20 protein-coding genes and 1 pseudogene are annotated in these 21,877 nt (G+C 41.6%); 2 read left to right on the plus strand and 19 right to left on the minus strand.

Annotation, left to right across the window (positions count from 1 at the left end):
* The 19 genes and pseudogenes from L1D55_RS22820 to L1D55_RS22910 form a co-directional block, all read right to left on the minus strand.
* Positions 1–250, minus strand: a 250-nt coding sequence (locus L1D55_RS22820) for a transposase (RefSeq protein ID WP_239918971.1), incomplete at its 3' end; no start/stop codon positions are given.
* Between the two features lie 62 nt (positions 251–312).
* Positions 313–465 (minus strand): annotated as a pseudogene (locus L1D55_RS22825) (nucleotidyltransferase substrate binding protein); the annotation flags it as partial.
* Between the two features lie 554 nt (positions 466–1,019).
* Positions 1,020–2,552 (minus strand): 2,3-bisphosphoglycerate-independent phosphoglycerate mutase, encoded by a 1,533-nt coding sequence (gene gpmM / locus L1D55_RS22830; RefSeq protein WP_081230130.1) that lies wholly within the window; start codon positions 2,550–2,552, stop codon positions 1,020–1,022.
* A 225-nt stretch (positions 2,553–2,777) separates the two neighbouring features.
* Complete coding sequence (locus tag L1D55_RS22835) at positions 2,778–2,960, minus strand: hypothetical protein (protein WP_239918972.1); 183 nt, start codon at positions 2,958–2,960, stop codon at positions 2,778–2,780.
* A gap of 150 nt (positions 2,961–3,110) precedes the next feature.
* Positions 3,111–5,048, minus strand: coding sequence for a nucleoside-diphosphate sugar epimerase/dehydratase (locus L1D55_RS22840; protein WP_239918973.1), 1,938 nt, complete (start codon positions 5,046–5,048; stop codon positions 3,111–3,113).
* A gap of 308 nt (positions 5,049–5,356) precedes the next feature.
* The gene (locus tag L1D55_RS22845; RefSeq protein ID WP_239918974.1) at positions 5,357–6,361 is read right to left on the minus strand and encodes an NAD-dependent epimerase; all 1,005 of its coding nucleotides are present in this window, start codon (positions 6,359–6,361) and stop codon (positions 5,357–5,359) included.
* A gap of 10 nt (positions 6,362–6,371) precedes the next feature.
* Positions 6,372–7,538, minus strand: coding sequence for a nucleotide sugar dehydrogenase (locus tag L1D55_RS22850; RefSeq protein WP_239918975.1), 1,167 nt, complete (start codon positions 7,536–7,538; stop codon positions 6,372–6,374).
* Between the two features lie 97 nt (positions 7,539–7,635).
* Positions 7,636–8,811: a DegT/DnrJ/EryC1/StrS aminotransferase family protein gene (locus L1D55_RS22855; RefSeq protein WP_239918976.1), complete on the minus strand. Its 1,176-nt coding sequence runs from the start codon at positions 8,809–8,811 to the stop codon at positions 7,636–7,638.
* Positions 8,804–9,328, minus strand: coding sequence for an acyltransferase (locus L1D55_RS22860; RefSeq protein ID WP_239918977.1), 525 nt, complete (start codon positions 9,326–9,328; stop codon positions 8,804–8,806). Before L1D55_RS22860 ends, L1D55_RS22855 begins: the two co-directional genes overlap by 8 nt.
* Positions 9,321–9,917, minus strand: coding sequence for a sugar transferase (locus tag L1D55_RS22865; RefSeq protein WP_275665363.1), 597 nt, complete (start codon positions 9,915–9,917; stop codon positions 9,321–9,323). Before L1D55_RS22865 ends, L1D55_RS22860 begins: the two co-directional genes overlap by 8 nt.
* Positions 9,901–11,175: a glycosyltransferase family 4 protein gene (locus L1D55_RS22870; protein ID WP_239918979.1), complete on the minus strand. Its 1,275-nt coding sequence runs from the start codon at positions 11,173–11,175 to the stop codon at positions 9,901–9,903. The genes L1D55_RS22865 and L1D55_RS22870 overlap by 17 nt, the downstream gene beginning before the upstream one ends.
* A gap of 94 nt (positions 11,176–11,269) precedes the next feature.
* On the minus strand, positions 11,270–12,322 hold the full coding sequence (locus L1D55_RS22875; protein WP_239918980.1) for a glycosyltransferase: 1,053 nt from the start codon (positions 12,320–12,322) through the stop codon (positions 11,270–11,272).
* Positions 12,319–13,398 carry a polysaccharide pyruvyl transferase family protein gene (locus tag L1D55_RS22880; protein ID WP_239918981.1) on the minus strand — a complete coding sequence of 360 codons (1,080 nt, stop codon included), beginning with the start codon at positions 13,396–13,398 and terminating at the stop codon, positions 12,319–12,321. The genes L1D55_RS22875 and L1D55_RS22880 overlap by 4 nt, the downstream gene beginning before the upstream one ends.
* Entirely contained in the window at positions 13,391–14,458 is a 1,068-nt protein-coding gene (locus tag L1D55_RS22885) for a hypothetical protein (protein ID WP_239918982.1), read from the minus strand. Before L1D55_RS22885 ends, L1D55_RS22880 begins: the two co-directional genes overlap by 8 nt.
* A gap of 154 nt (positions 14,459–14,612) precedes the next feature.
* Positions 14,613–15,896 (minus strand): hypothetical protein, encoded by a 1,284-nt coding sequence (locus L1D55_RS22890; protein ID WP_239918983.1) that lies wholly within the window; start codon positions 15,894–15,896, stop codon positions 14,613–14,615.
* Between the two features lie 138 nt (positions 15,897–16,034).
* Complete coding sequence (gene wecC, locus L1D55_RS22895; protein WP_239918984.1) at positions 16,035–17,303, minus strand: UDP-N-acetyl-D-mannosamine dehydrogenase; 1,269 nt, start codon at positions 17,301–17,303, stop codon at positions 16,035–16,037.
* Between the two features lie 17 nt (positions 17,304–17,320).
* Positions 17,321–18,445, minus strand: a complete 1,125-nt coding sequence (gene wecB, locus L1D55_RS22900) for a UDP-N-acetylglucosamine 2-epimerase (non-hydrolyzing) (RefSeq protein WP_239918991.1) — start codon at positions 18,443–18,445, stop codon at positions 17,321–17,323.
* A gap of 402 nt (positions 18,446–18,847) precedes the next feature.
* Positions 18,848–19,168, minus strand: coding sequence for a hypothetical protein (locus L1D55_RS22905; protein WP_239918985.1), 321 nt, complete (start codon positions 19,166–19,168; stop codon positions 18,848–18,850).
* 165 nt (positions 19,169–19,333) lie between these two features.
* Entirely contained in the window at positions 19,334–20,425 is a 1,092-nt protein-coding gene (locus L1D55_RS22910) for a helix-turn-helix domain-containing protein (RefSeq protein ID WP_239918986.1), read from the minus strand.
* A 286-nt stretch (positions 20,426–20,711) separates the two neighbouring features.
* On the opposite strand from L1D55_RS22910, the gene L1D55_RS22915 reads away from it, so the two are divergent.
* Positions 20,712–21,179: a hypothetical protein gene (locus L1D55_RS22915; protein ID WP_239918987.1), complete on the plus strand. Its 468-nt coding sequence runs from the start codon at positions 20,712–20,714 to the stop codon at positions 21,177–21,179.
* 32 nt (positions 21,180–21,211) lie between these two features.
* Positions 21,212–21,775, plus strand: a complete 564-nt coding sequence (locus L1D55_RS22920) for an N-acetylmuramoyl-L-alanine amidase (protein ID WP_239918992.1) — start codon at positions 21,212–21,214, stop codon at positions 21,773–21,775.
* Positions 21,776–21,877: the final 102 nt, after the last annotated feature.

The following is a 21,877-nucleotide window of genomic DNA, read 5'->3' on the forward strand; positions in this document are numbered from 1 at the left end:
TTTTTACAATTTCTAGCTCTTCTGCTTGATCAGCCAACTGCCTTTTGAGCTTGGCAACCTCTGCGGCTAGTTCTTGCTCTCGTTGACTAGTACTGGTGTCTTTCTTCGAGTTCTTTCGCCACCCGTAGATTTGAGATTCATGTAAAGAAAGCTGTCTTGCTGTCGCAGCTACTCCCACTTTATCTGCTAACTTCAGGGCTTCTGCTTTAAATTCAGGGGAATGTTTAATTCTAGTTTTCTTAGTTGTCATTGTCCACCTCGTTAGTGATTGTACTCACTTAACTCAGTGTCCAAAACTGCTGGGGCGGATCACCCTTCAAACTCAAGTAAGTCTTTAAGAGTCTTCCATGTAAGCTCAAAAGAAAATTCAAAGGTTTGTACTAACCCGGCTAGCTCTAACTCATTGTAGCTATCTTGTGAGCACGCTCTCTCAAGCCTTTGCTGCGCTTTCATTAAGTTTTGCAGTCGTTGCTTTCAACGGTATGGGTTTGAGTTCATATAAACAACCTAGAGGTAAGGTAAAAGACAAGTATAGTATGAGCCTTAAGCTACCTAATCATTCAAGAAATGTCACTCTTTCGATATTCATCAAGACCGTTCTTTTCGTCTTTTGTTTAAGGTCGTGCCCTTATGTTCTCCCCTGTATGTTTTTCTTACCCAATACCTGTCCTTAAGCTCTCGCTACTCGTTTACTCGCATCCCGAATCTGCTCTTAAGCTCTTCGAATCCCGTATACTCGTATCCCGAATCTGCTCTTAAAGCACTTCGAATCCCAATTACCCGAATCCCGCATCCGCTCTTAAGCTCTTCGTATCCCGTTTACTCGTATCTCGCATCTGCCTTTAAAGTTCTTCGCATCTCGTTTACCCGTATCTCTCATCTGCCTCTTAAGCTCTTCGCATCCCGTTTACTCGCATCCCGTATCTATACTCAAATTCCAGATACAAAAAAACGGCCACACTCGCGTGCAGCCGTTCTAGTATTCGATGAAAGTTAAAACTATTTATCTAAAACAGTAATTACTTAACGATCACATCACCTGACATTTCAGCCGGAATTGCGATACCAGACAGAGAAAGCATCGTTGGTGCAAGGTCAGACAGCTTACCGCCTTCTTTGAACTCAACGTCTTTGTTGCCAACGTAGATAAGTGGCACTGGTAGGTTAGTGTGCGCCGTGTGGATGCCGCCCGTTTCTGGGTTTACCATCATTTCCGCGTTACCGTGGTCTGCGGTGATAAGCAGTTGGCCATCGGCTTCTTTGATTGCTTCAACTACTTTACCAAGACATTCGTCTAGCGACTCTACCGCTTTAACCGCTGCATCGTAAACGCCAGTGTGGCCAACCATGTCACAGTTAGGGAAGTTACAAACGATAGCGTCGTATTTGCCGCCTTTGATTGCTGCAACAAGCTTTTCAGTCAGCTCTGGTGCGCTCATTTCTGGCTGCAGGTCGTACGTTGCGACTTTTGGAGAAGCAACAAGCTGACGCTCTTCGCCTTCAAACTCGTCTTCTTTACCGCCGTTGAAGAAGAACGTCACGTGCGCGTATTTCTCTGTTTCAGAGATACGTAGCTGCGTTTTGCCTTCTTTCGATAGCCATTCACCGTAGGTGTTCTCTAGAGAAGCCGGTGGGAATGCACAAAGAAGTGGGATGTCTGCTGCGTATTGAGTCAGCATCACGAAATCGATCGCAGGGAATACGTTACGAGCAAAGCCGTCGAAATCAGGCACGAATGCACGTGTAATTTCACGAGCACGGTCAGCACGGTAGTTCATGAAAATAACTGCATCGCCATCTACGATAGCTGCAGACTCTTCACCTTCTGCTTTGATTTCAGTCGCTTTCACGAACTCATCGTTTTCGTCACGAGCGTAAGCCGCTTCTAAGCCAGCTACTGCTGTGTCGAATGTGAACTCAGCTTTTGCTTGAGTCAGCAAGTCGTAAGATTCTTGAACGCGATCCCAGTTGTTATCACGGTCCATTGCGTAGTAACGACCAATAAGAGAAGCCACACGGCCTTTGCCTAGCTTAGCGAACAACGCTTGGAAGCGTGCTAGTGTGTTTTCTGCGCTACGTGGCGGCGTATCACGGCCGTCTAGGAATGCGTGTAGGTAGATTTTTTCTGCGCCACGCTCTGCTGCCATTTCAACAGCCGCGTAGATGTGATCTTCATGAGAGTGAACGCCACCTGGAGACATAAGACCCATGATGTGAACCGCTTTCTCAGCTTTCACCGCTTTATCGATAGCATTCACTAGCGTTTCAGTTTGGCCGAACTCACCGTCTGAAATTGATTTAGTGATACGAGTAAGATCTTGGTATACAACACGACCCGCACCGATGTTGGTGTGACCCACTTCAGAGTTACCCATTTGGCCATCAGGTAGGCCTACATCTAAGCCAGAAGCCGAGATTAGCGTGTTAGGTTGGTTAGCAATAAGACCGTCTAATACTGGTGTTTTAGCGTTCGCGATAGCGTTGTCTTGGTTGTCTTCACGGTAACCGTAACCGTCAAGGATCACTAGAGCCATTGGCTTCTTAGCTGACATAGGACTGACCTCGTTCAATTCAAAATAAATCGGTATAAAAACAAATTAGCGTAATTTTACTACAGTTTACAGTCAAAACTGTAGCGGAAGATCAAGAAAGGGCGCAGGTAGGATGATCGAATGTGAAAAAAAGCGTCATTTTAGGAGGACGTAAAGTAGGGATATGAAAGTTTATATCCCCACATCTACATAGGAAAGCTGGAACAACAATAACCTCACGGCTCTTCAGTTTAGAAGATTAATTTCAGTGTCATGATCTTCATCATCGTCCTGTGACTTTAGATCATGCACCACCGGTTGCTCTATCACTGTGGTTTTGTTGGTAACATATTGAAAGCTAAAATCATCCCACAATATTTGATCCAAACTTTCTTCAATTTCTTGATTAGATGAAATATCTATTATCATGATTACTGCCTCATTTCGCTATTAAAGCTCACAGTAATTATGGACAATAAACAGAACACCTTCGAAAGAATTGTGTAAAAAACACGCTAACGGAAGGTCATAATTCACATCACCAAACCCAATATCAGTCTAGGTTCTAGGTTCTAGGTTCTAGGTTCTAGGTTCTAGAAGGAGCGTCTCTTTGTACTGAGCAGCATTCCAAACCAAATCCCCGACCCCATCTGTCGGCTTAAACCCGGTTGGCGCATCGAGAAGAAGCTGGCGAATCGCATCATGTTGTAGGTTGTGACAAGCGAAATCCAAAGATTCAAGTAGCGTGTCATATTCATTAATCGGTAAGAACACCTCTTGCGCCGTCATGATTCGCTCATGAGCGGTTGGGGATACGTTATCGCCAATTAATAACTCTTCATACAACTTCTCACCCGGGCGCAGGCCAGAGAATTGGATCTCAATATCACCATGAGGGTTCTCTTCATTCTTAACAGACAGCCCTGAAAGGTTAATCAAGTTTGCTGCCAAGTCTGTGATTTTGACCGATTCACCCATATCAAGAACGAAAACATCGCCGCCTTTACCCATAGCGCCCGCTTGGATAACCAGTTGTGCCGCTTCAGGGATGGTCATAAAGAAACGGGTAATATCGCGGTGGGTAACAGTAAGTGGGCCACCGGCTTTAATCTGCCTTTTAAACAGAGGAATCACCGAGCCAGACGAGCCAAGTACATTACCAAAGCGAACCATACAAAAACGTGTGCCGTGCTCTTTTTGGTTCTCTTGTTCTGCCAAAGCTTGTAGGCCTAATTCCGCCATACGCTTGGTGGTGCCCATTACGTTAGTTGGGCGTACTGCTTTGTCTGTCGAGATAAGCACAAATGATTCAACACCCGCCTCAATCGCTGCTTTGGCGGTATAGTAAGTTCCGTAAACATTATTACGCACGCCTTCTACCACGTTGTACTCGACGAGAGGAACGTGTTTATAAGCCGCGGCATGATAAACCGTCTGCACACCAAAAGACTGCATTGAGGTTAACAAGCGATGTGTTCGCTGTACCGAGCCTAGTAGTGGAACGATCTCCACGTCATAACCTTTGGTTTCTTTGACGAGCGAAAGCTCACGATCAATTTGGTACAAGCCAAACTCAGAGACTTCAAACAACACTAATGTTTTAGGTTGTTGTTTGAGAATTTGGCGACAAAGTTCAGAACCAATAGAACCGCCAGCACCGGTCACCATCACCACTTTGCCTTTGATGTTGGCTTCCATCAGTGCTTGTTGAGGCGCAACCGCATCACGGCCGAGCAAATCTTCGATAGGTACATCAGTAAGCTCATCAATTTTTGCTTTCCCTGACACAATATCGGCCATTTCAGGAACGGTTTGAATCTCAACAGGCAGTGGCGCCAATAACTCCAACACTTGCTTACGGCGAGCGCGAGAAGCACTGGGTATCGCAAGCAAGATTTTAGAAACGTCGTGCTTTTCAATTAGCCCTTCCGTTTTATCCAAATCAATAACCGGCAAACCCAAAATAACGGTATTGGTGAGCGTTTTATCTTCATCAATGAACGCGCGTACTCGATAGTTTTCAGACGCTCTTAGCGCAACAGCCAATTGTCGGCCGCCTGAGCCCGCACCGTAAATCAGCACTTCTTGACGAATATCTTTTGACGTCGTCGCGACAAGATTGCGAACCACCAAACGAGAACCACCGCACAGCAAGGCTAAATAAGCACCGTAAATAATAGGCACCGTACGAGGGACTGGTTCTTGTAGATAATAGGCAAACAGAGCTAAAGATATTGCCGACAATATTGCGCCTGCCGTTACCACAAACAACGCTTGAAAGGTGAGGTACCTAAGTACTGCGCGATAAAGTCCAATTTTAGTAAATATAAGCACCGTCATTATTACTGTTAAGCCTGTCAGTAATAAATTATCGCCATCATTCAAAAATTGGAAATCGCCTAGCCTTGTCCACAGCGCAATGTGCAGAGAGAATATAATGAGTAAAGCATCAATAGAAACACTGATAACCCGCTTTTTAAAACGAGAAAGGTGCCATATGAAGTTTAGACGTTGCATAAAGTTATTCTTATTTATGAGTATTTAATAAGCCACAAAAACTGCATGAGTGGATGTGTTGAACATTATTTAAATTCGCAAAGAGAACTTGCAAAAGATAACCCGAATATTTAATTCGCGCTTTAATTTGTTATTGATATAAAAGCCCCGACAGTTCGACAACTTTAATCTATTGGGGTATTTGGACCGGATTAAGAAAGGAGTTTACACGAACAATTCTCCATGCCTGAGACTCTCAAATCACTAAGCCAATAATTAGAAGAGCAAGGGTCGAAAAGAGAAGAATTCGTCCTAAGAGTGGAATTATCTTACTTGCCGTAAAACTCGCGGTACCACTGAATAAACTCAGCGACGCCTTCTTTAACCGTTACTTTCGGCGTGTAACCTGTTGCTGCAAACAAGTCTTGTGTGTCGGCATAAGTTTGATAAACATCACCAGGCTGCATCTCGCGAAAGTTTTTCTTCGCTTCAATGCCTAGCTCGCCTTCAATCGCCTTTACAAAATCCATCAAGTTGATTGGCGAGCCATGACCAATATTATACACCGCATAAGGCGCAGAACTGGTAGCTGGAGAACCCGCTTCTACCGTCCAGTCGGAATCACGCGTTGGTAATACATCAGCTATACGCACTACACCCTCAACAATATCGTTTACGTGAGTAAAATCACGCCACATATCACCGTTATTGTTGATATCAATAGTATCACCATCGAGAATCTTCTTAGTGAAAATAAACGGTGCCATATCTGGACGTCCCCATGAGCCGTATACGGTAAAGAAACGCAGGCCTGTGGTTGGAATGTCGTATAGGTGAGAGTAGCTGTGCGCCATGAGTTCGTTCGACTTCTTAGTCGCCGCATACAATGAAACAGGGTGGTCGACCGAATCTGACGTTGCAAATGGTGTTTTAGTATTCAACCCGTAAACAGAGCTTGAAGAGGCATAAACCAAGTGCTTCACTTTATTGTGACGACAACCTTCAAGAATGTTCAGATGACCGACTAAGTTTGAATCGGCGTAGGCGTGTGGGTTTTCGATAGAATAGCGAACCCCCGCTTGCGCGGCTAAATGGATCACTTGATCAAACTGCTCTGCTTCAAACAAGCAGGCAACACCATCGCGGTCGGCTATGTCTAACTCAACCAATTTAAAGTCGTCATGTTGGATGCGACCCAAGCGTGCTTCTTTCAATGCGACATCGTAGTAATCATTCAGGTTATCTACACCGACAACCTGATGGCCTTTCGCTGTTAGCTGCTCGACTACGGCACTACCGATAAAACCCGCCGCACCCGTTACCAAATACTTCATTATTTTATCCTTAATCTGAACCGAATAGATCGCGTGTGTACACTTTGTCTTGTACATCTGCTAGCTCTTGTGCCATGCGGTTAGAAACAATCACATCACAGCTTGATTTAAACTGTTCGAAATCCGTTAGCACCAAGGAGCGGAAGAACTCTTTTTCTTTCAGCTCAGGCTCAAATACCACTACTTCAATACCTTTCGCTTTGAGGCGTTTCATGATGCCTTGAATGCTCGAAGCGCGGAAGTTATCAGAGCCAGACTTCATCACTAAACGGTAAATCCCTACACGCGTTGGGTTGCGCTTGATGATTGAATCGGCAATAAAATCTTTGCGCGTAGTGTTCGAGTCTACAATTGCACCAATAATATTATTTGGCACATCAGAGTAGTTCGCACGCAGTTGTTTGGTATCTTTTGGTAAGCAGTAACCACCGTAACCAAATGAAGGGTTGTTGTAATGCGAACCAATACGAGGGTCTAAACTAACCCCATCGATGATTTGACGCGTATCTAACCCGTGAGATTCAGCGTAAGTGTCTAGCTCATTAAAGTAAGCGACACGAAGTGCCAAATAGGTGTTAGAGAACAGCTTGACTGCTTCGGCTTCTGTTGAATCGGTATACAGAATTTCAACGTCTTTCTTCACCGCCCCTTCTAACAACAAGTTCGCAAACACTGTTGCGCGCTCAGAGCGCTCACCCACGACAATACGAGATGGGTGCAAGTTGTCGTATAAGGCTTTACCTTCACGTAAGAACTCAGGAGAAAACATCAGGTTTCCACACTCCAGTTCTTGTTTAATGCGCGCTGTATACCCCACAGGAACGGTAGATTTAATCACCATCACTGCATTTGGGTTAATCGCCATCACATCTTTAATTACCGCCTCAACTGAAGATGTATTGAAGAAATTAGTTTCAACATCGTAATCTGTGGGTGTGGCGATAATTACGTATTCCGCATTGGAATAAGCTAACTCTTTCTCAAGAGTCGCAGTAAAGTTTAATGGCTTGTTAACCAAAAAATCTTCAATTTCAGCATCGACAATTGGAGATAATTTATCGTTAAGTAATCTGACTTTTTCTTCGATAATATCAACCGCGACAACATCGTGATGTTGGGCCAGCAACATCGCATTTGATAAGCCCACATAACCGGTACCGGCAATTGCAATTTTCATTTTATTTTTTCTTCGCTGACGTTGTAATATGTATAATTAAAAGCTTGATATGCGAATAATTAGGAAAAGCTCTAACCTTCCCTATCATAATATTTGATTAGATTTGAGCTTCAAGTAAAACCGTACGCAGCACTTCCGCCGTTTTCTCAATCTCGCTCTTCGCTAAGGTTGGGTGCACTAAAAACATAAAGCTGGTTTCACCTAGCTCAACCGCATTCTTTAACGGTGTTTCAGGCCTGTAACTTGTGCCATCAAATGCTTTTTCAAGGTAAACCTCAGAACAACTGCCTTGATATGCGGGTACACCGTGTTCAACAATCGCATCAACAATTTTATCGCGAGTCCAACCTGGTTTTAGATGCTCAGGGCGAATAAACATATAATGCTTATATTCCGCATGTTCAATGTATTCAGGAATATCCACACTGCGAACAATTGGAAGGTCAGCAATAGCCGCTTCAATCACAGCTGCGTTTGCTTGACGCTTTTGCGTCCACTCAGCCATGCGTTGAATTTGGATACGACCAATAACGGCTTGCATTTCTGTCATGCGCCAGTTGGTACCAAAACTTTCATGTAGCCAACGAAAGCCTGGTGGGTGCTCGCGGTTATAAATCGCATCAAAGCTTTTACCATGATCCTTATAAGACCACATAAACGACCATAGTTCTTTGTCGTTAGTGGTGACCATGCCGCCTTCGCCGCCTGTTGTCATGATCTTGTCTTGGCAGAAAGACCAAGCACCAATATGACCAATCGTACCGACACTACGACCTTTATACTTCGCACCGTGTGCTTGAGCACAATCTTCAATAACCTTAAAGCCATGTTGCTCAGAGAGTGCCATAATTGCATCCATCTCAGCTGGCATACCCGCAAGGTGAACAACAATCACGACTTTAGTTTTTGGTGTAAGTACCGCTTGTATCGATTCAGCAGTGATGTTTTGGCTGTTTAGGTCGACATCCGCAAAAACAGGCGTCGCACCAGCCGTTACAATAGACGAAGCCGATGCTAAGAAAGTACGAGATGTGGTGATCACTTCATCGCCTTGAGTAACCCCGAATGCTTTCAATGCAACATCTAACGCGAGCGTACCGTTACCCAAAGCCACTGCATATTCACAGCCAACCCAAGCCGCAAACTCTTTTTCAAATTCACGACCTTCTTGACCCGTCCAATAGTTAACTTTATTTGAAAGTACAACCTTACTTACGGCGTCCGCTTCTTCTTGAGTAAACGAAGGCCATGGGGAAAATGATGTATTAAGCATACTCACTCTCCAGATACTTACGCTCAGCCTCTAACACAGCTTCCATATCTCTTTTCTTTAGTTCTTTTAGTTTGCCATCAATCACTGCGTAAACAGTCCAGGCTTTCAAATTTTTACGAATAACAGCACAAGCGCCTACTGCACAACCTTCACCAATTGTTACTCCAGGAAAGATAACACTATTTGTACCAATGATGGCATGGCGACCAATCTCTACTTTACTTGATTTAACATTAGTAAAATCAGAGTGCACTGTTGGATTTGTTAAATATGGTCCAGAAAAATCATCGCTAGCAGTAATTACACGGCAACCTGCACTTAACCCTGCAAAATCTCCTATAACACACTCACCTCCACCAACGATTGTGGTAAAAGATGCAATATGGACATTTCGTCCAATTTCAGTTTTCACCCCTGAATTGATAAAGCAAAAGTCATCGATTTGGCTTTTTTCACCAAGAATAAAATTATCTTTTCCGACAATTTTAGCTAAATTATATATCGTACCTTTAATCATGGTTAGTACCTTTAAATGCTTCAGCAGTCACATGCCCTTCGGCTGTAATGCCTTCTTTAATAAAGACCTTTTTAATAGTTATGAGAAGCACCTTAATATCGAGGAAAAATCTATGATTATCCACATACCATACATCCAGTTTAAACTTATCTTCCCAACTAATCGCATTACGACCGTTGACTTGAGCCCACCCAGTAACACCAGGGCGAACCTCATGACGACGAGCTTGCTCTTTGTTATAAAGGGGAAGATATTGCATCAATAAAGGACGAGGACCCACTAAACTCATATTTCCCTTTAAAACGTTCCAAAGGCTTGGTAATTCATCTAGGCTACTTGAACGTAACTTGTCACCAAATGGCGTCATACGCTCGTCGTCGGGTAGTAGATTACCATTGGTATCAACAGCATCTTTCATACTACGAAACTTCACCATTTCAAATGGTTTCCCGCTCAATCCAGGACGAGTTTGACGAAATAAAACTGGAGAACCAAGGTTCTTTCGAACCTTCCAAGCAACTAAAGCAATAACAGGAGTTAGCAAGATAAGTACAATAAGAGAAACAAGAAAATCAAACAGTCTTTTCATCATTTACCCCTGAAGAAGTCAGCTTTGATTCATGAGCATCTGTTGCATTAACATTAGTCACCCACTCAACCCATTTATCCGCCAATAGTGTTCGGTCAAACTGGCTTTCAGCTAGTTGGCGAGCATTTACGCCCATTTTAGCTAATTTTTCTCTTTGGTCTGCCGCATTTTCTAACGCGTCAGCAAACGCTTTCGGGTCCTCCGGCTGAACAGAAAATCCACATTGCGTTTGCTCAATCATTCCCGCCAACCAACCAGGGTAATTATTAATAACAGGTAATCCTGCTGATATATAGTCGAAAAATTTATTGGGAGATGTACCGTAATAAAAGGCTGGAATATTCGCTAATAACTGCATACCTACGTCTGCACTTGCCATTAAACCAGACAGTTTTTGTTTATTTACCGGCGGGTGAAACACTACATTTTCTAATGCAAGTTCTGCCGCTCGTTTCTCTAGTTCAGATTTTAATTTACCTTGTCCAACTAAAACCAACTTAATATCTTCTCGACCACGTTTTCGGAGCTCAACGGCAGTATCTAGAACGGCAATAAGACCGTTTGCTATGCCATGAGTACCTGTAAAGATCGCCATCAGATCGTTATCTTTAACTCCCTCTGGGCGCCAAAGCGCGCTTGGTTGGCTAAAGATAGATAAATCACAACCATTAGGCACCATAGTTATTTTGCTTTCATCAACACCGCGCTTTTTAATCCCCTCAACAATACCAGGAGACAAACCAATACAACGATGCGCGCTGCGGTAAGATGCCCACTCTAAGAAGGACATTAGCGCCAGAATAACAGGGTTTTTGATTACACCCATCTCTTTAGGTAACTCTGGCCATAAATCTCGCACTTCAAAAACAAATGGCTTTCCACGCAACCAGCGGGCGAATATACCTGGAATTCCAGCTGTAAGAGGCGTTGTGGTAGCAAAAAGTACATCATATTTTTCAGTAAAGGCAAGGCCAATACTTTTCACAGCAAACTTAACAAACGTCATGCTTCGCTTTAAAAAACCATCTGAATTAGAGTAAGCCAAATCAAACTCTATGATACGAATACCATCGACAATACCTTCACGTTTGCCAGCGGCAAACATTACATCCAACCCGGTCTCCCCACCACCATAAGTCCCACAAACAACAGTCACACTATGTCCATGATGAACTAGGCGCCTAGCCATTTCATAAGAGCGAATGCCGATCATACCTTTGGGTGTAGAAAAGTGTTGATGAAAATACAAAATATTCATTACATCTCAAACCTTTATAATTAACAAAAAACTAAGCGTACGGGATAAAAAGCACCTAAAGTTAGGAAGAAATATTGCTTTATATATTGGCATATTAATCGATCGATATATTTGAATAGAATTCTTCAGAAGCCAAATCCCAAGAAAAACAGTTCAAAGCATACCTAGAGATTTTTTTGTGATTCTCAGCATATTTAGCCATATTCATAGCTTTAAGAATTGCCTGACTGTAAGTCTTCGCACAGAATATAGTACTAGGAACAAATGGCTCTACGTATTTTGACATATTTGCGCCAATTGTTACGACAGGTATAGCGCCACAAGCCATAGCCTCAATGACCGATTGTGGTTGTCCCTCATATCTTGATGGATGGAGAAAAACTTTTGATTTACTCAATAGTATAAATTTACTCTCCCCTGTAATAGGTGGATAAAGTTTTACTACATTAGAAAGGCCTAACTGGAGAATTCTCTCATTTAATTGTTCAGTAACACCCTTAGTTGAAGGGCCGTACAACTCAACACGCCAATTGAACTCCATAATTTGGTCTCTAATCAAGCTCAAGGACACTAATAATAGATCTATACCTTTATGACTTATATCAAATCTACCGATAAATGATATTATATTATCCTTAGGTCTAGCATCGTCTACTATTCTATTTAGTCCCGTAACCCCATTTCTAGCAACAAAGCTATCATTGTTTACACAAACACTATTTCTCATTTCTTCATCAGAAAGGAAGTGAATGTATTTAGCCCTTCTAACTACAAAACCACTATAGGTCAATAACGCAAGTTTCTTTTTAAACTGACCTTTTTTTAATGCCTCTAACATCAAATTACTTCTAGGCGAAAAAACATAGTTGACATTATTAACAACACATGAGAAAGCCAGGCGAAATATTTGCCAATCGAAAAGACCTGACATTACAACTAAATCATAGTTTTTTAATTCAGATAGTAATTCATTTAATAAACCAACCTTAACACCATTTAAGTAAAATTCATCACAGCAATCTTTAGAACTTGTAAAGACTGAACATTGGTGATCGAAATCCTCCCCTCGAGTAGCCAAACTGGTCATCGAATTAGAAGGACCGCTAATTCGGCCCTTCTCAAAGTAACAAACAAAAGCAATTTTCATAGTATTATGCCAGATATAGCCTTAACTTTATCTATAGCTTTTTTGTGTTTAACTAAAATATTCTCTGGCAAATCATATTTAATTTTTGAAGTAACCACATCAAAAAAGCTATCGATAGAGAGTTCTGCTTTTTCTAATGAGCAGCTACTCTCAATACAAGAATCTTCTCTTCCAATGTGTCGATAGTAGCGAATTGTTTTATGATGTAACGGAAAAGATAGTACAGGTTTAGATAAAGTACTAGCGACAATACCCACATGAAGTTTACCCGTGATTACACCTTCCGAATTGTCGATAACTTTTATGACATCACTAGCTTGCTCATAGCAAATATCAGTTATCAAATGGGAGTATTCATTCCGAAAATCAGCAAACTCAACTTTACCTGAAATAAGATTGCTATTATGTCCAGGGCTATCAGAGAAGAAAACAAATTGATAGCCTTCTTTAGCTAAACGATTTAAGACAACCTCCGTCGCTAACCTAAAATCATCACTTATAACTAAACCGACGTGAATACCAATATATTTAGAATTTGGCAACATAACGTTAGAACTCGCGATTTCATCTAATAGGAACGTTTTATCTTGAGCCAAGTCAGTAACCATTTCTATCGAACAATTTGGTGCGATTTTTTCTGCAAACTCAACCGACTCTTTATCTCGAAGCCACACTAATTGCGCGTTATTCAACATATAGCGAATAATTGGTTGTAACCATGGAGTAGATATTGGACCAAACCCAGCCCCAATTACATAAACGGGTATACCAAAAAATTTACATGTAATAAAAGGTATGAAATGCCTCTTCAAAAAACCAACGGACCATCTCTGTATGCCTTCTGGTGGTTCGCCTAAATATCCACCTCCACCAAAAATACATGCTTTAGTATTGCGAAAGTCCCTAAAGTTAAGTTTCTTTACCTCACCACCAAACTCTTCGAGCACATCTTGGGATGAAAATGGAAGTCTAACATCTTGAGGTTCAATCTCATTCGTTAATCTTTTAAGTAGCAAATAATCACCGAAGTTCTTTTTATAGTAACTACCATGAATGAAAAATAGTTTGTTAGCCATTAACTTTTCTCTTTTTCAAGCTTAGAAACGAAACTACAAGACCTAGCATTATCCAAAATGGTCTTGAGTCAAATATGTCATTAGTCATTAAAATAATCGGGATTGATATTAAAGTCATTTTACTTAGGACTGCTTCATGGCGACATAGAGCATTATTTTTTAACTGTTTAAATACCAATATTCCAGCTAAAGAAAAACCTGAAATCGGTAGTATCAAACCAAAATCTCTGAAAATCGATATAATAGTATTATGTGGAGGCCCCTCACCTACTACCGCTGATAGCCCCAAGCCAACAAAATAGCTTTGTGGACTAGAAAATAGGGTTTCCAAGTAATACCCTGCTCTCTGAAATCTATTTTCCTCCGAAACATTATTAAATACTCTTTCAAATCGGGAAAAAGACTTCTCTAGCACTGTAAAATCTAAGGAAAGAAAAAAATCCTTATTAAATACAATTAACAATGAAAGAAAAAAAATAAAAATCAGGAACGTAGATAAGAGTTTTTTTGAGCGCAGTTTAGAAACAAAAAAACAAGAAATCAAAAAACCTACAATCCCCATCCGACTACCTGTAGCAAGTATACCACTAACAGAAATAGTTAGTGAAAGTAGCAACAACACCGTTTTGGCATTATTGTTTTTTTTAATTAACCCAGATATACATAAAAACGAATTCAACAATAAAAATATCGCCCAATAGTTAGGGTTATTAAAAAAACCTGTAAACCCACTATATTGCCGCTCAGTTAAGGATTGAGGGACTAAGTCAAATAGCGAACCGGGGAAATTAAAAAATTCAAATGTAGTGCTCTGGAGTATCAACAATGAAGAAATCAAAGCACAAGAAATAAAAGTGTCAAAAGTAACATCTCTCTCTATATTAATACAAAGAAAAACAATACCAATAATAACCATTCCTCTAATGTAATATAGAACCTGCTCTAGCGCACCGGTAGAATCATATAAAGCTTCCCCGGTTCCTCCTCCTAGTTCTCCAATTAAGAGATAGAAAACCAGAACCAGGCAGCCGACAAGAAAACCAAAAAAAACAGTTCTCAACAAGCTACTGTGAGCATCGGTGAATACTATAAAAAAAATCAATAGTAGCAACACAGTTAGCAAGGCGAGGTTCGAAACTACCGTACCTAGAATGAATGAAAAAAGAACCGAGAACCACAACGAGAGAACAGAAGCCCTAACTAAATAACTCAAATCACCGCCCTTCCTTATTAAGTAAATTGAGAATATTCAATCCAGATTTAAAATACAAACATGCAGCACTCAAGACATTCTTTAGTCCCCAATAAAAAGAAACAGAAATTGCGACCCCCATTAGGTAGTGCTGCGAAGAAAATAAGTGAACCATAGTTAAACATAAAATAGATGATAACACTGTTATCAACAAGTTATAACCATGTAGGCCAGTCATATTCATTAAAGGTGTTACACTTCCAGTGATAACATTAATAAATTGACCCAAAAGAAGCACCCATAGTATTTTCTTCAAACCTCCATTATCATCAATCACACCAAACAGAGAAATAAATTCACTCGAAAAATAAAAGATAAGAATAAGTATAGGAACACACAATACAGCTAAATATAAACTAGAACTTCGTACTGATTCTTTTAATTCTAGGGTGTTTTTTTCTTTAAAATTAATAGCAAAGTCAGGGGCAAAGGTCGAGTTAACAATCGTTACAATTAAACTCACAGTAATGGAAAGCCTAAATGCTGTAGCAAACTGACCAACAGTTTCATTATCAAAATAATAACTCATAATAAAAGGCAACCCATTGGTTGATGCATATGCAAAAATACTAAGAGCGAGAAAAGTAACTGTCGTTTTTAGAGGGAAGTGACTTTCATCCTTCACAAGTCTATCACCTTGCGGCAGGCCATTCAGAATATAAATATTATATATAAAACCTAAGGTAAGTATAACTAAATTAACCACTGCATATAAATGCAAGAATAGCTCAAACTCTAACTTAATATCAAGCAAGCTTGCAAACCAGACACCTAACGACACAATAAAGGCTGGAAACCCTAGCTCAAAAAATGGATAATGCCATGTTCTTTTTGTAGCTTTAGCTACCGAACTTAATACACCAGACAAAGAAAAAGGCACAATATACATTAATAATATAATTGCATAATCCCTATTCACACCATGAAAAACACTTGATTCGCGAACAATCAAATAGTAACAAATGATAGCTATCAAACTTGATAGTGTAGCAATTATCACAATCGAACTTTTTATTAAATTTTCAAAGCCAAACTTATCGCTTCGAAAAAACAAATAACTTCCTTTTTTAATTATTAAGTTCTCGACACCAAACCTAGAAAGCATTATCCCTACACCTAGAGCGCTAAAAACAATGCTGAAATCACCTAAATAAGTCACACCATAGACATTATTTATCATATACGTTAGAAATATTAAACCTAACGATGAAGTACCTCTAGATATAAGTACTTTAAACAAGTTCACCAATTTCATCCTACCAAGCCGTTAATTAATTACAAGCTTTCGAAAAGAAGCCTATCGCTATCGCCGAACCTAAAACTCAAGCACTAGGACTAGTAACTTCCAATAAGTTATTATATTTCAAACCTAAAAATAAAGTATTCAACTACCCCAAATACCTTTCGTGTCAATAACAAATTGGTCGTTAATTTTAATCTTTTTGAATTGCTTATGATCTACCAAAAGTACATGGATGTCAGTTTGGATAAGGGACTCATCAAGCGAGACTAGTTTAATATTTTCTATATTAATTGACTCTATATTTGGCTCAATAGCTAATACATTACCTGCATGACTATTTGCAATAGACTTTGTAATATCTAATGCAGGACTCTCGCGTAAATCATCGATGTCAGGTTTAAATGCTAACCCATAGCAAGCAATTGTTACATCTTTTGCAGTCTTTGTTGGGTTTGTATTTAGGAAGTCAGCAACTGCAACTTTCACCTTATCAATCACCCATTCAGGTTTATGGTCATTTACATTTCTAGCGGTGTGAATAATTCTTGCTGTTTCTGGTGTTTTAGACACAATAAACCAAGGATCAACGGCAATACAATGCCCACCAACACCAGGGCCTGGCTGAAGAATATTAACTCTCGGGTGACGGTTGGCTAATGAAATCAACTCCCAAACATCAATATCTAACTCATCACAAATCATTGAAAGCTCATTCGCAAATGCAATTTGAACATCACGACATGAATTCTCGGTAAGCTTAGCCATTTCTGCAGTGCGAGCATTAGTAATAACACATTCCCCCATCACGAAGGTTTTGTAAAGTTCCACACTACGCTCTGAACAGCGCTTACTCATACCACCAATTACTCTGTCATTTTGTACAAGCTCTGTCACAACATGGCCAGGCAAAACACGTTCAGGGCAATGCGCAACATTTACATCAGCGCTTTCACCGTGTGTTTGTGGGAATGTTAAATCGGAACGCGCTTCACTCAGCCATTCTGCCATTTGCTCAGTAGCACCAACTGGTGATGTAGACTCTAAAATTACTAAGTCACCTTTCTTGAGCACTGGTGCAATTGCTTTTGACGCTGCTTCTATATAACGCAGATCAGGCTTTGGAATATCACCTTCATTTACGATAGGAAGGAATGGTGTTGGAACCGCAATTAAAAAGGCGCCAGCAGCTTCCGGTGTCGTAACCGCTTTTAAATAACCTTGCTGTACAGCAGCGCTTACTAACATATCGAGATCGGGTTCTACGATATGAATTTCACCACGGTTAATGGTATCTACTGCGTGTTGATTAACGTCAACACCAATTACTTTCTTTTTACGGGATGCAAACATGGCAGCAGTCGGCAAACCAATGTAACCGAGACCAACAACTGAAATTGTTTCAAAAGACATTCTCATTTCCTAAAGTTTTATTTTTCTAATTCGTTCAAAATTCGTTTGCAAGCTTGACCATCTCCGTAAGGGTTATGTGCAAAGCTCATTGCTTGATATGCGGCTGCATCGGTAAGTAATGTATGTAAACTCGTTGTAATTGTATTTACATCAGTTCCAACTAGCTTAACCGTTCCCGCTTCAACCGCTTCTGGGCGTTCGGTCGTATCTCGCATCACCAATACAGGTTTACCTAATGAAGGCGCTTCTTCTTGAATACCACCCGAGTCGGTCAAAATGATGTGGGCGCGGCTCATTAAATAAATAAATGGTAAATATTGCTGAGGCTCAATAAGATGAATGTTATCAATGTCAGCTAGAATACGATTGACAGGTTCACGAACGTTTGGATTAAGATGCATCGGATACAGAATTTGCGTATCTGGATGTGCTTTTGCTGTGATAGCGAGTGACTCACAAATACGCTCAAAACCTCCACCAAAGCTTTCACGGCGATGACCAGTAACCAAAATAAGTTTTTTACTCGCGTCTAAAAACGGAAACAGAGCGGAAAGTGTTGCGTTCAAATCACTATCAGAGTCAATTTTGTTTTTTACCATCAACAGCGCATCAATCACTGTATTACCAGTAACGCTAATGTCTTCTGGATTAAAATTTTCTTTTAGAAGATTTTCTTGTGAGGTTGTAGTTGGTGCAAAGTGATACTTAGTTAACGCGCCAGTCAATCGGCGATTACCTTCTTCAGGCCATGGCGAGTAAATATTGCCAGTACGAAGCCCAGCTTCCACATGACCGACGGCAATTTGCTCATAGTAAGCGGCTAAGCTTGCAGCAAACGTTGTTGCTGTGTCACCGTGAACTAAAACTACATCAGGCTCAAACTCTTCGAGCACGGGTTTAAGCTCTAACAAAATACGCGCAGTCACTTCGTTAAGCGTTTGACCAGCTTTCATCAAATTCAAATCGTAGTCAGGTGTAATTTCAAACAACTCTAATACTTGGTCAAGCATTTCACGGTGCTGTGCGGTTACACAACATTTTGCTTCAAAGCGCTCATCGGCGGCTAAAGCATGAACAAGAGGTGCCATTTTGATGGCTTCTGGACGTGTGCCAAAAACCGTAAGAATTTTTTTCTTAGTCATTTTATTGAATTTCCAACCAACTGATGAAATTAAAAGAAGTGATTTTTTTAAACTTATTGCCTCAACCTCTTTGAAGCCACTGAGACATTTTTTATTCATTTTGAGACAGTCTATTGCGGACAATCCCTTATAAAACCTAGATTTTGCTTATTTTTTAAAACCGCCCCCATAGGCCACCAAAACGGATTTTTCAGCCTTTAGGCTTACCGCACTTTTTCACTTGCCCCCACTCGCATTTAGATACGCTACCGCCCTTAGGTTTGGCTCCTACAGGCAATGAATCACAATTTTTCACTGTGTTTCAGGTTTATGCGTTTTTCATACGGTTTTAATTTGCTGCGCATTCTAGCAAATCAAGTGCATATTGACCAGTTTGCAATTTACCTTATTCTGACAAGTGCCTCACAAAGCATTGACCCAGCGGGAGCATTGTACGTCTTGTAGATACTGAGTCCCTATGTGGTACCTGTTTTCTTGTGCTGCGTCGCAGTAGCGTTTCTCTATATCAATGAAGATGTTGCCGTTGCGGTACAGCGACACAAAGCTTGGGTTGTTGTTTACCGCTAATAACGCTTTAATCTCTGTGCGTGTTAACCCTTGTGGGTAGTGGTTAACCAGCAGTTTCAAGAACTCGCCAATGCGCCCTTCCACTCGCGCTACCTCTTTTTCTAAAATGGTGACTTTTTCTTTTGTTGTCAGTTTTTTTAGGCTGATATCGTCCATTTTCCCTCTCCTAATTCGACTTTTGTCTCTTGACGTTTTTTGTCTGTATTCACGTTTGGTCTGCCTTCGCCTTCGGTTTTCCCTAACTCCCACACCCCTAAGTTGTTGTTTTTCAATATCTTTTGACTGTGTGAACAAGCGCTTAGTCTGTGAATAATCGAATGGTCACTGCTTAGCATCCATGCCGAGCGATTTGGATTGAACTAGGGCCTTGATACGCGCTTCGAACGGGTTGGTGGTGCTTTTGGCTTGGTAGTCCGCGAGGGCCTGAGAGACAGGCGTGGGTTGTTGAGATTTGCTTTCGGCTTGATTGCTTTTGATTGGCTGCGCTTGGTTTGAAGCTGTTGTGAGCGCACCTGTTTTTCTTGATCCTACGGCTTTTATCGGTTTAGCTTTCTTTGAGGGTTTCACCGCTTGTGTTTGCTTAACCGCGTTAGTTTGCTTAAAGACCGGCGATGAGTCTCGCTTCGCCTTGGCTTGGGCGCTTCTTCTGAGCCAGCCATTCACAAAATGGCCAATGTGCTCAAACGGTTTGCGCTTATCGGGGTTAATGTACAGCCAGGCTTGCATGGCGTGCAGTTCTTGCAGCACATCTAACTTGGGGTAGGTGCGCTCTAATATGGTGGTGAACTCATGGTAAATCGGCGCGCTGCCCTCTTGGGTGAGCAGGTGAATCACGGCTTCACTCTTTGAGCCTTCTTGATTGGTACTTTCCGTTTGGGATGTAGCATTTGCTTTAGCTTCGCAATGAAGGGGCTGTTCACAAGGAATGTCTGTTTTGTGTTCTTTATGAAAGATTATGTGTGCAGGATGATCACTCTCCGTGTTGGATCTTGAGTCACCCAGGGGAGTGTCTGAATGGTCTGTTTTCTTTGCGAGCTCTGTTTTCTGTGGATATTCCGACGAGGCTAGCGGTAAACCTGTTTGTTCTGCATTGGTGTTCCCTTGATTCGCTTGGTCTAGATCGGCCTGCTGAATGTGGCTGTCGCTGGGTAGGCGCAGCTGATATATATTGCTGCGCTGGCGCCCTGAATCATCAAACCGCTTTATCCGCTTCACAAACCCTTGTTTCTCGAGTTCGTTAACGTGTCGCTTAACGGTTCTTACCGACACTTCACAATATTGTGCTAAGTAATTTAAGGATGGGAAACACACGCCGCGCGCGTCGGCGTTATCGGCCAATTTTAATAACACTAACTTGCTTATCGGCGAGCCAGTTTTTAATGGGATGAAAGAAAGAATTAGAGAAACACACATGGTTAACGCTCCTTGTTAATTAGTCATTCGTATAGAAATCCATTGATATACAGAGCATTAACAACACTTTTTGGCGCTTTAGGGGCGAAACGCCCATGAGATAAGTTGTAAGAAAAGATGTTTGGTTAAACGCCTCGGATAGATATGCAACACCAGCCTTATTGATCTGTAATTTTCCGAAGCACTTCTCACTTTTCTGTGTCCCTCCATTTTCGCGCTATTACCGCCAACCCCAATCAAGAATGTTGAAGTACATTGCCATCCCCATGCAGCAACAAGGTGCTTAATGAAGGCGATAGTTTCTCTTTTTATTTCAGCGTACCAACCCGGAATGGCGAGCCTCGAGTGCCGTGTTAATTCCCTGAATCAATCACGCCAGCCGTTATTTTTTAGTGATGGGTCTGGCCAAGTACTGAGCTATGAAGCCGGCGATTATAAAGAAAGCCAAATGGAAGGTTGTTATTTTAATGAGGATGAATGCAGTGACGTCCCCAGCTATGGGGATACTTGTTGGATGATCAGCCGAGCACGGCGCAGGCAGCCTCTGGGTTATTACGTGATGTATCTACGTTATGTCAGCCACCACCCCGGCTATGTAAAAACCGTCGTCGCCAGTTTACGACAACACATCGCACTGCACCCTAATTTTGAAGAATCGTTATCCACGTCTTTAATCACTTGGTTACAACAACACGAGGATTTATTTTGTCAAACACTCCACCAGCAACTGACCGAGTTCCACACCAGCCGTTAGAAGCGTCTGCTGTTTTGCAAGAGCCGACCTGTTTGCAAGAGCGAGCTTGCACGGAAGAGCCTTCAGGTTCACGAAAGCCGGCTGACTTACAAGAACAGGCTGGCTCTATCGAGCTCATCCCTTCGTTAGAGCCTTGCTTATCTCCTACTTCCTATTCTCTAAGCTTGGTTTCAGTTTTACTCCGCTTACCTTTTTGTCCGCCATATTCTTTTATCACTGTGCATTGTAGCGCCACGCCGCCACAGCAAGATGTAGACGTAGCCGAGATTCGCCGATGGCATAAAAAGAGAGGCTGGCGCGATGTCGGGTATCACTTTGTGATTCGTCGCAATGGGGATGTCGAACTTGGCAGGCCTCTGTCGCAAACCGGCGCACATGTGAAAGGACACAACAAGGGCAATATTGGGGTTTGTATGGTCGGCGGCTGTAATGCCGAGCTGCAACCAGAAGACAACTTCACGCTTGCGCAGCGTAAGGCGTTGTTTGGTTTGATGGCTGCACTGCAAGAGCAGTTCTTGATTTCAGATGAGAATGTTAAGGGGCATAAAGATTGGGGTGTGAATAAAGCGTGTCCTGTTTTGAAGATAAAAGCTTAAGAGCAGATACGAGATTCGAGTAAGCGAGATGCGAAAAGCAGGAAGAGCAGTAGCGGGATTCGGGTAAACGAGATGCGAAGAGCTTAGGAGCAGTAGCGGGAT

Origin of the sequence: Vibrio sp. Isolate22 (genome assembly GCF_022398115.1) — a bacterium.
GTDB lineage: Bacteria > Pseudomonadota > Gammaproteobacteria > Enterobacterales > Vibrionaceae > Vibrio.

Coding starts and splice junctions, on each gene's coding strand:
- L1D55_RS22840 (WP_239918973.1), bottom strand. CDS start 5,048: ATGCAACGTCTAAACTTCATATGGCACCTTTCTCGTTTTAAAAAGCGG.
- L1D55_RS22845 (WP_239918974.1), bottom strand. CDS start 6,361: ATGAAGTATTTGGTAACGGGTGCGGCGGGTTTTATCGGTAGTGCCGTA.
- wecC (WP_239918984.1), bottom strand. CDS start 17,303: ATGTCTTTTGAAACAATTTCAGTTGTTGGTCTCGGTTACATTGGTTTG.
- L1D55_RS22865 (WP_275665363.1), bottom strand. CDS start 9,917: ATGAAAAGACTGTTTGATTTTCTTGTTTCTCTTATTGTACTTATCTTG.
- L1D55_RS22870 (WP_239918979.1), bottom strand. CDS start 11,175: ATGAATATTTTGTATTTTCATCAACACTTTTCTACACCCAAAGGTATG.
- wecB (WP_239918991.1), bottom strand. CDS start 18,445: ATGACTAAGAAAAAAATTCTTACGGTTTTTGGCACACGTCCAGAAGCC.
- L1D55_RS22905 (WP_239918985.1), bottom strand. CDS start 19,168: ATGGACGATATCAGCCTAAAAAAACTGACAACAAAAGAAAAAGTCACC.
- L1D55_RS22875 (WP_239918980.1), bottom strand. CDS start 12,322: ATGAAAATTGCTTTTGTTTGTTACTTTGAGAAGGGCCGAATTAGCGGT.
- L1D55_RS22850 (WP_239918975.1), bottom strand. CDS start 7,538: ATGAAAATTGCAATTGCCGGTACCGGTTATGTGGGCTTATCAAATGCG.
- L1D55_RS22910 (WP_239918986.1), bottom strand. CDS start 20,425: ATGTGTGTTTCTCTAATTCTTTCTTTCATCCCATTAAAAACTGGCTCG.
- L1D55_RS22880 (WP_239918981.1), bottom strand. CDS start 13,398: ATGGCTAACAAACTATTTTTCATTCATGGTAGTTACTATAAAAAGAAC.
- gpmM (WP_081230130.1), bottom strand. CDS start 2,552: ATGTCAGCTAAGAAGCCAATGGCTCTAGTGATCCTTGACGGTTACGGT.
- L1D55_RS22835 (WP_239918972.1), bottom strand. CDS start 2,960: ATGATAATAGATATTTCATCTAATCAAGAAATTGAAGAAAGTTTGGAT.
- L1D55_RS22860 (WP_239918977.1), bottom strand. CDS start 9,328: ATGATTAAAGGTACGATATATAATTTAGCTAAAATTGTCGGAAAAGAT.
- L1D55_RS22855 (WP_239918976.1), bottom strand. CDS start 8,811: ATGCTTAATACATCATTTTCCCCATGGCCTTCGTTTACTCAAGAAGAA.
- L1D55_RS22915 (WP_239918987.1), top strand. CDS start 20,712: ATGAAGGCGATAGTTTCTCTTTTTATTTCAGCGTACCAACCCGGAATG.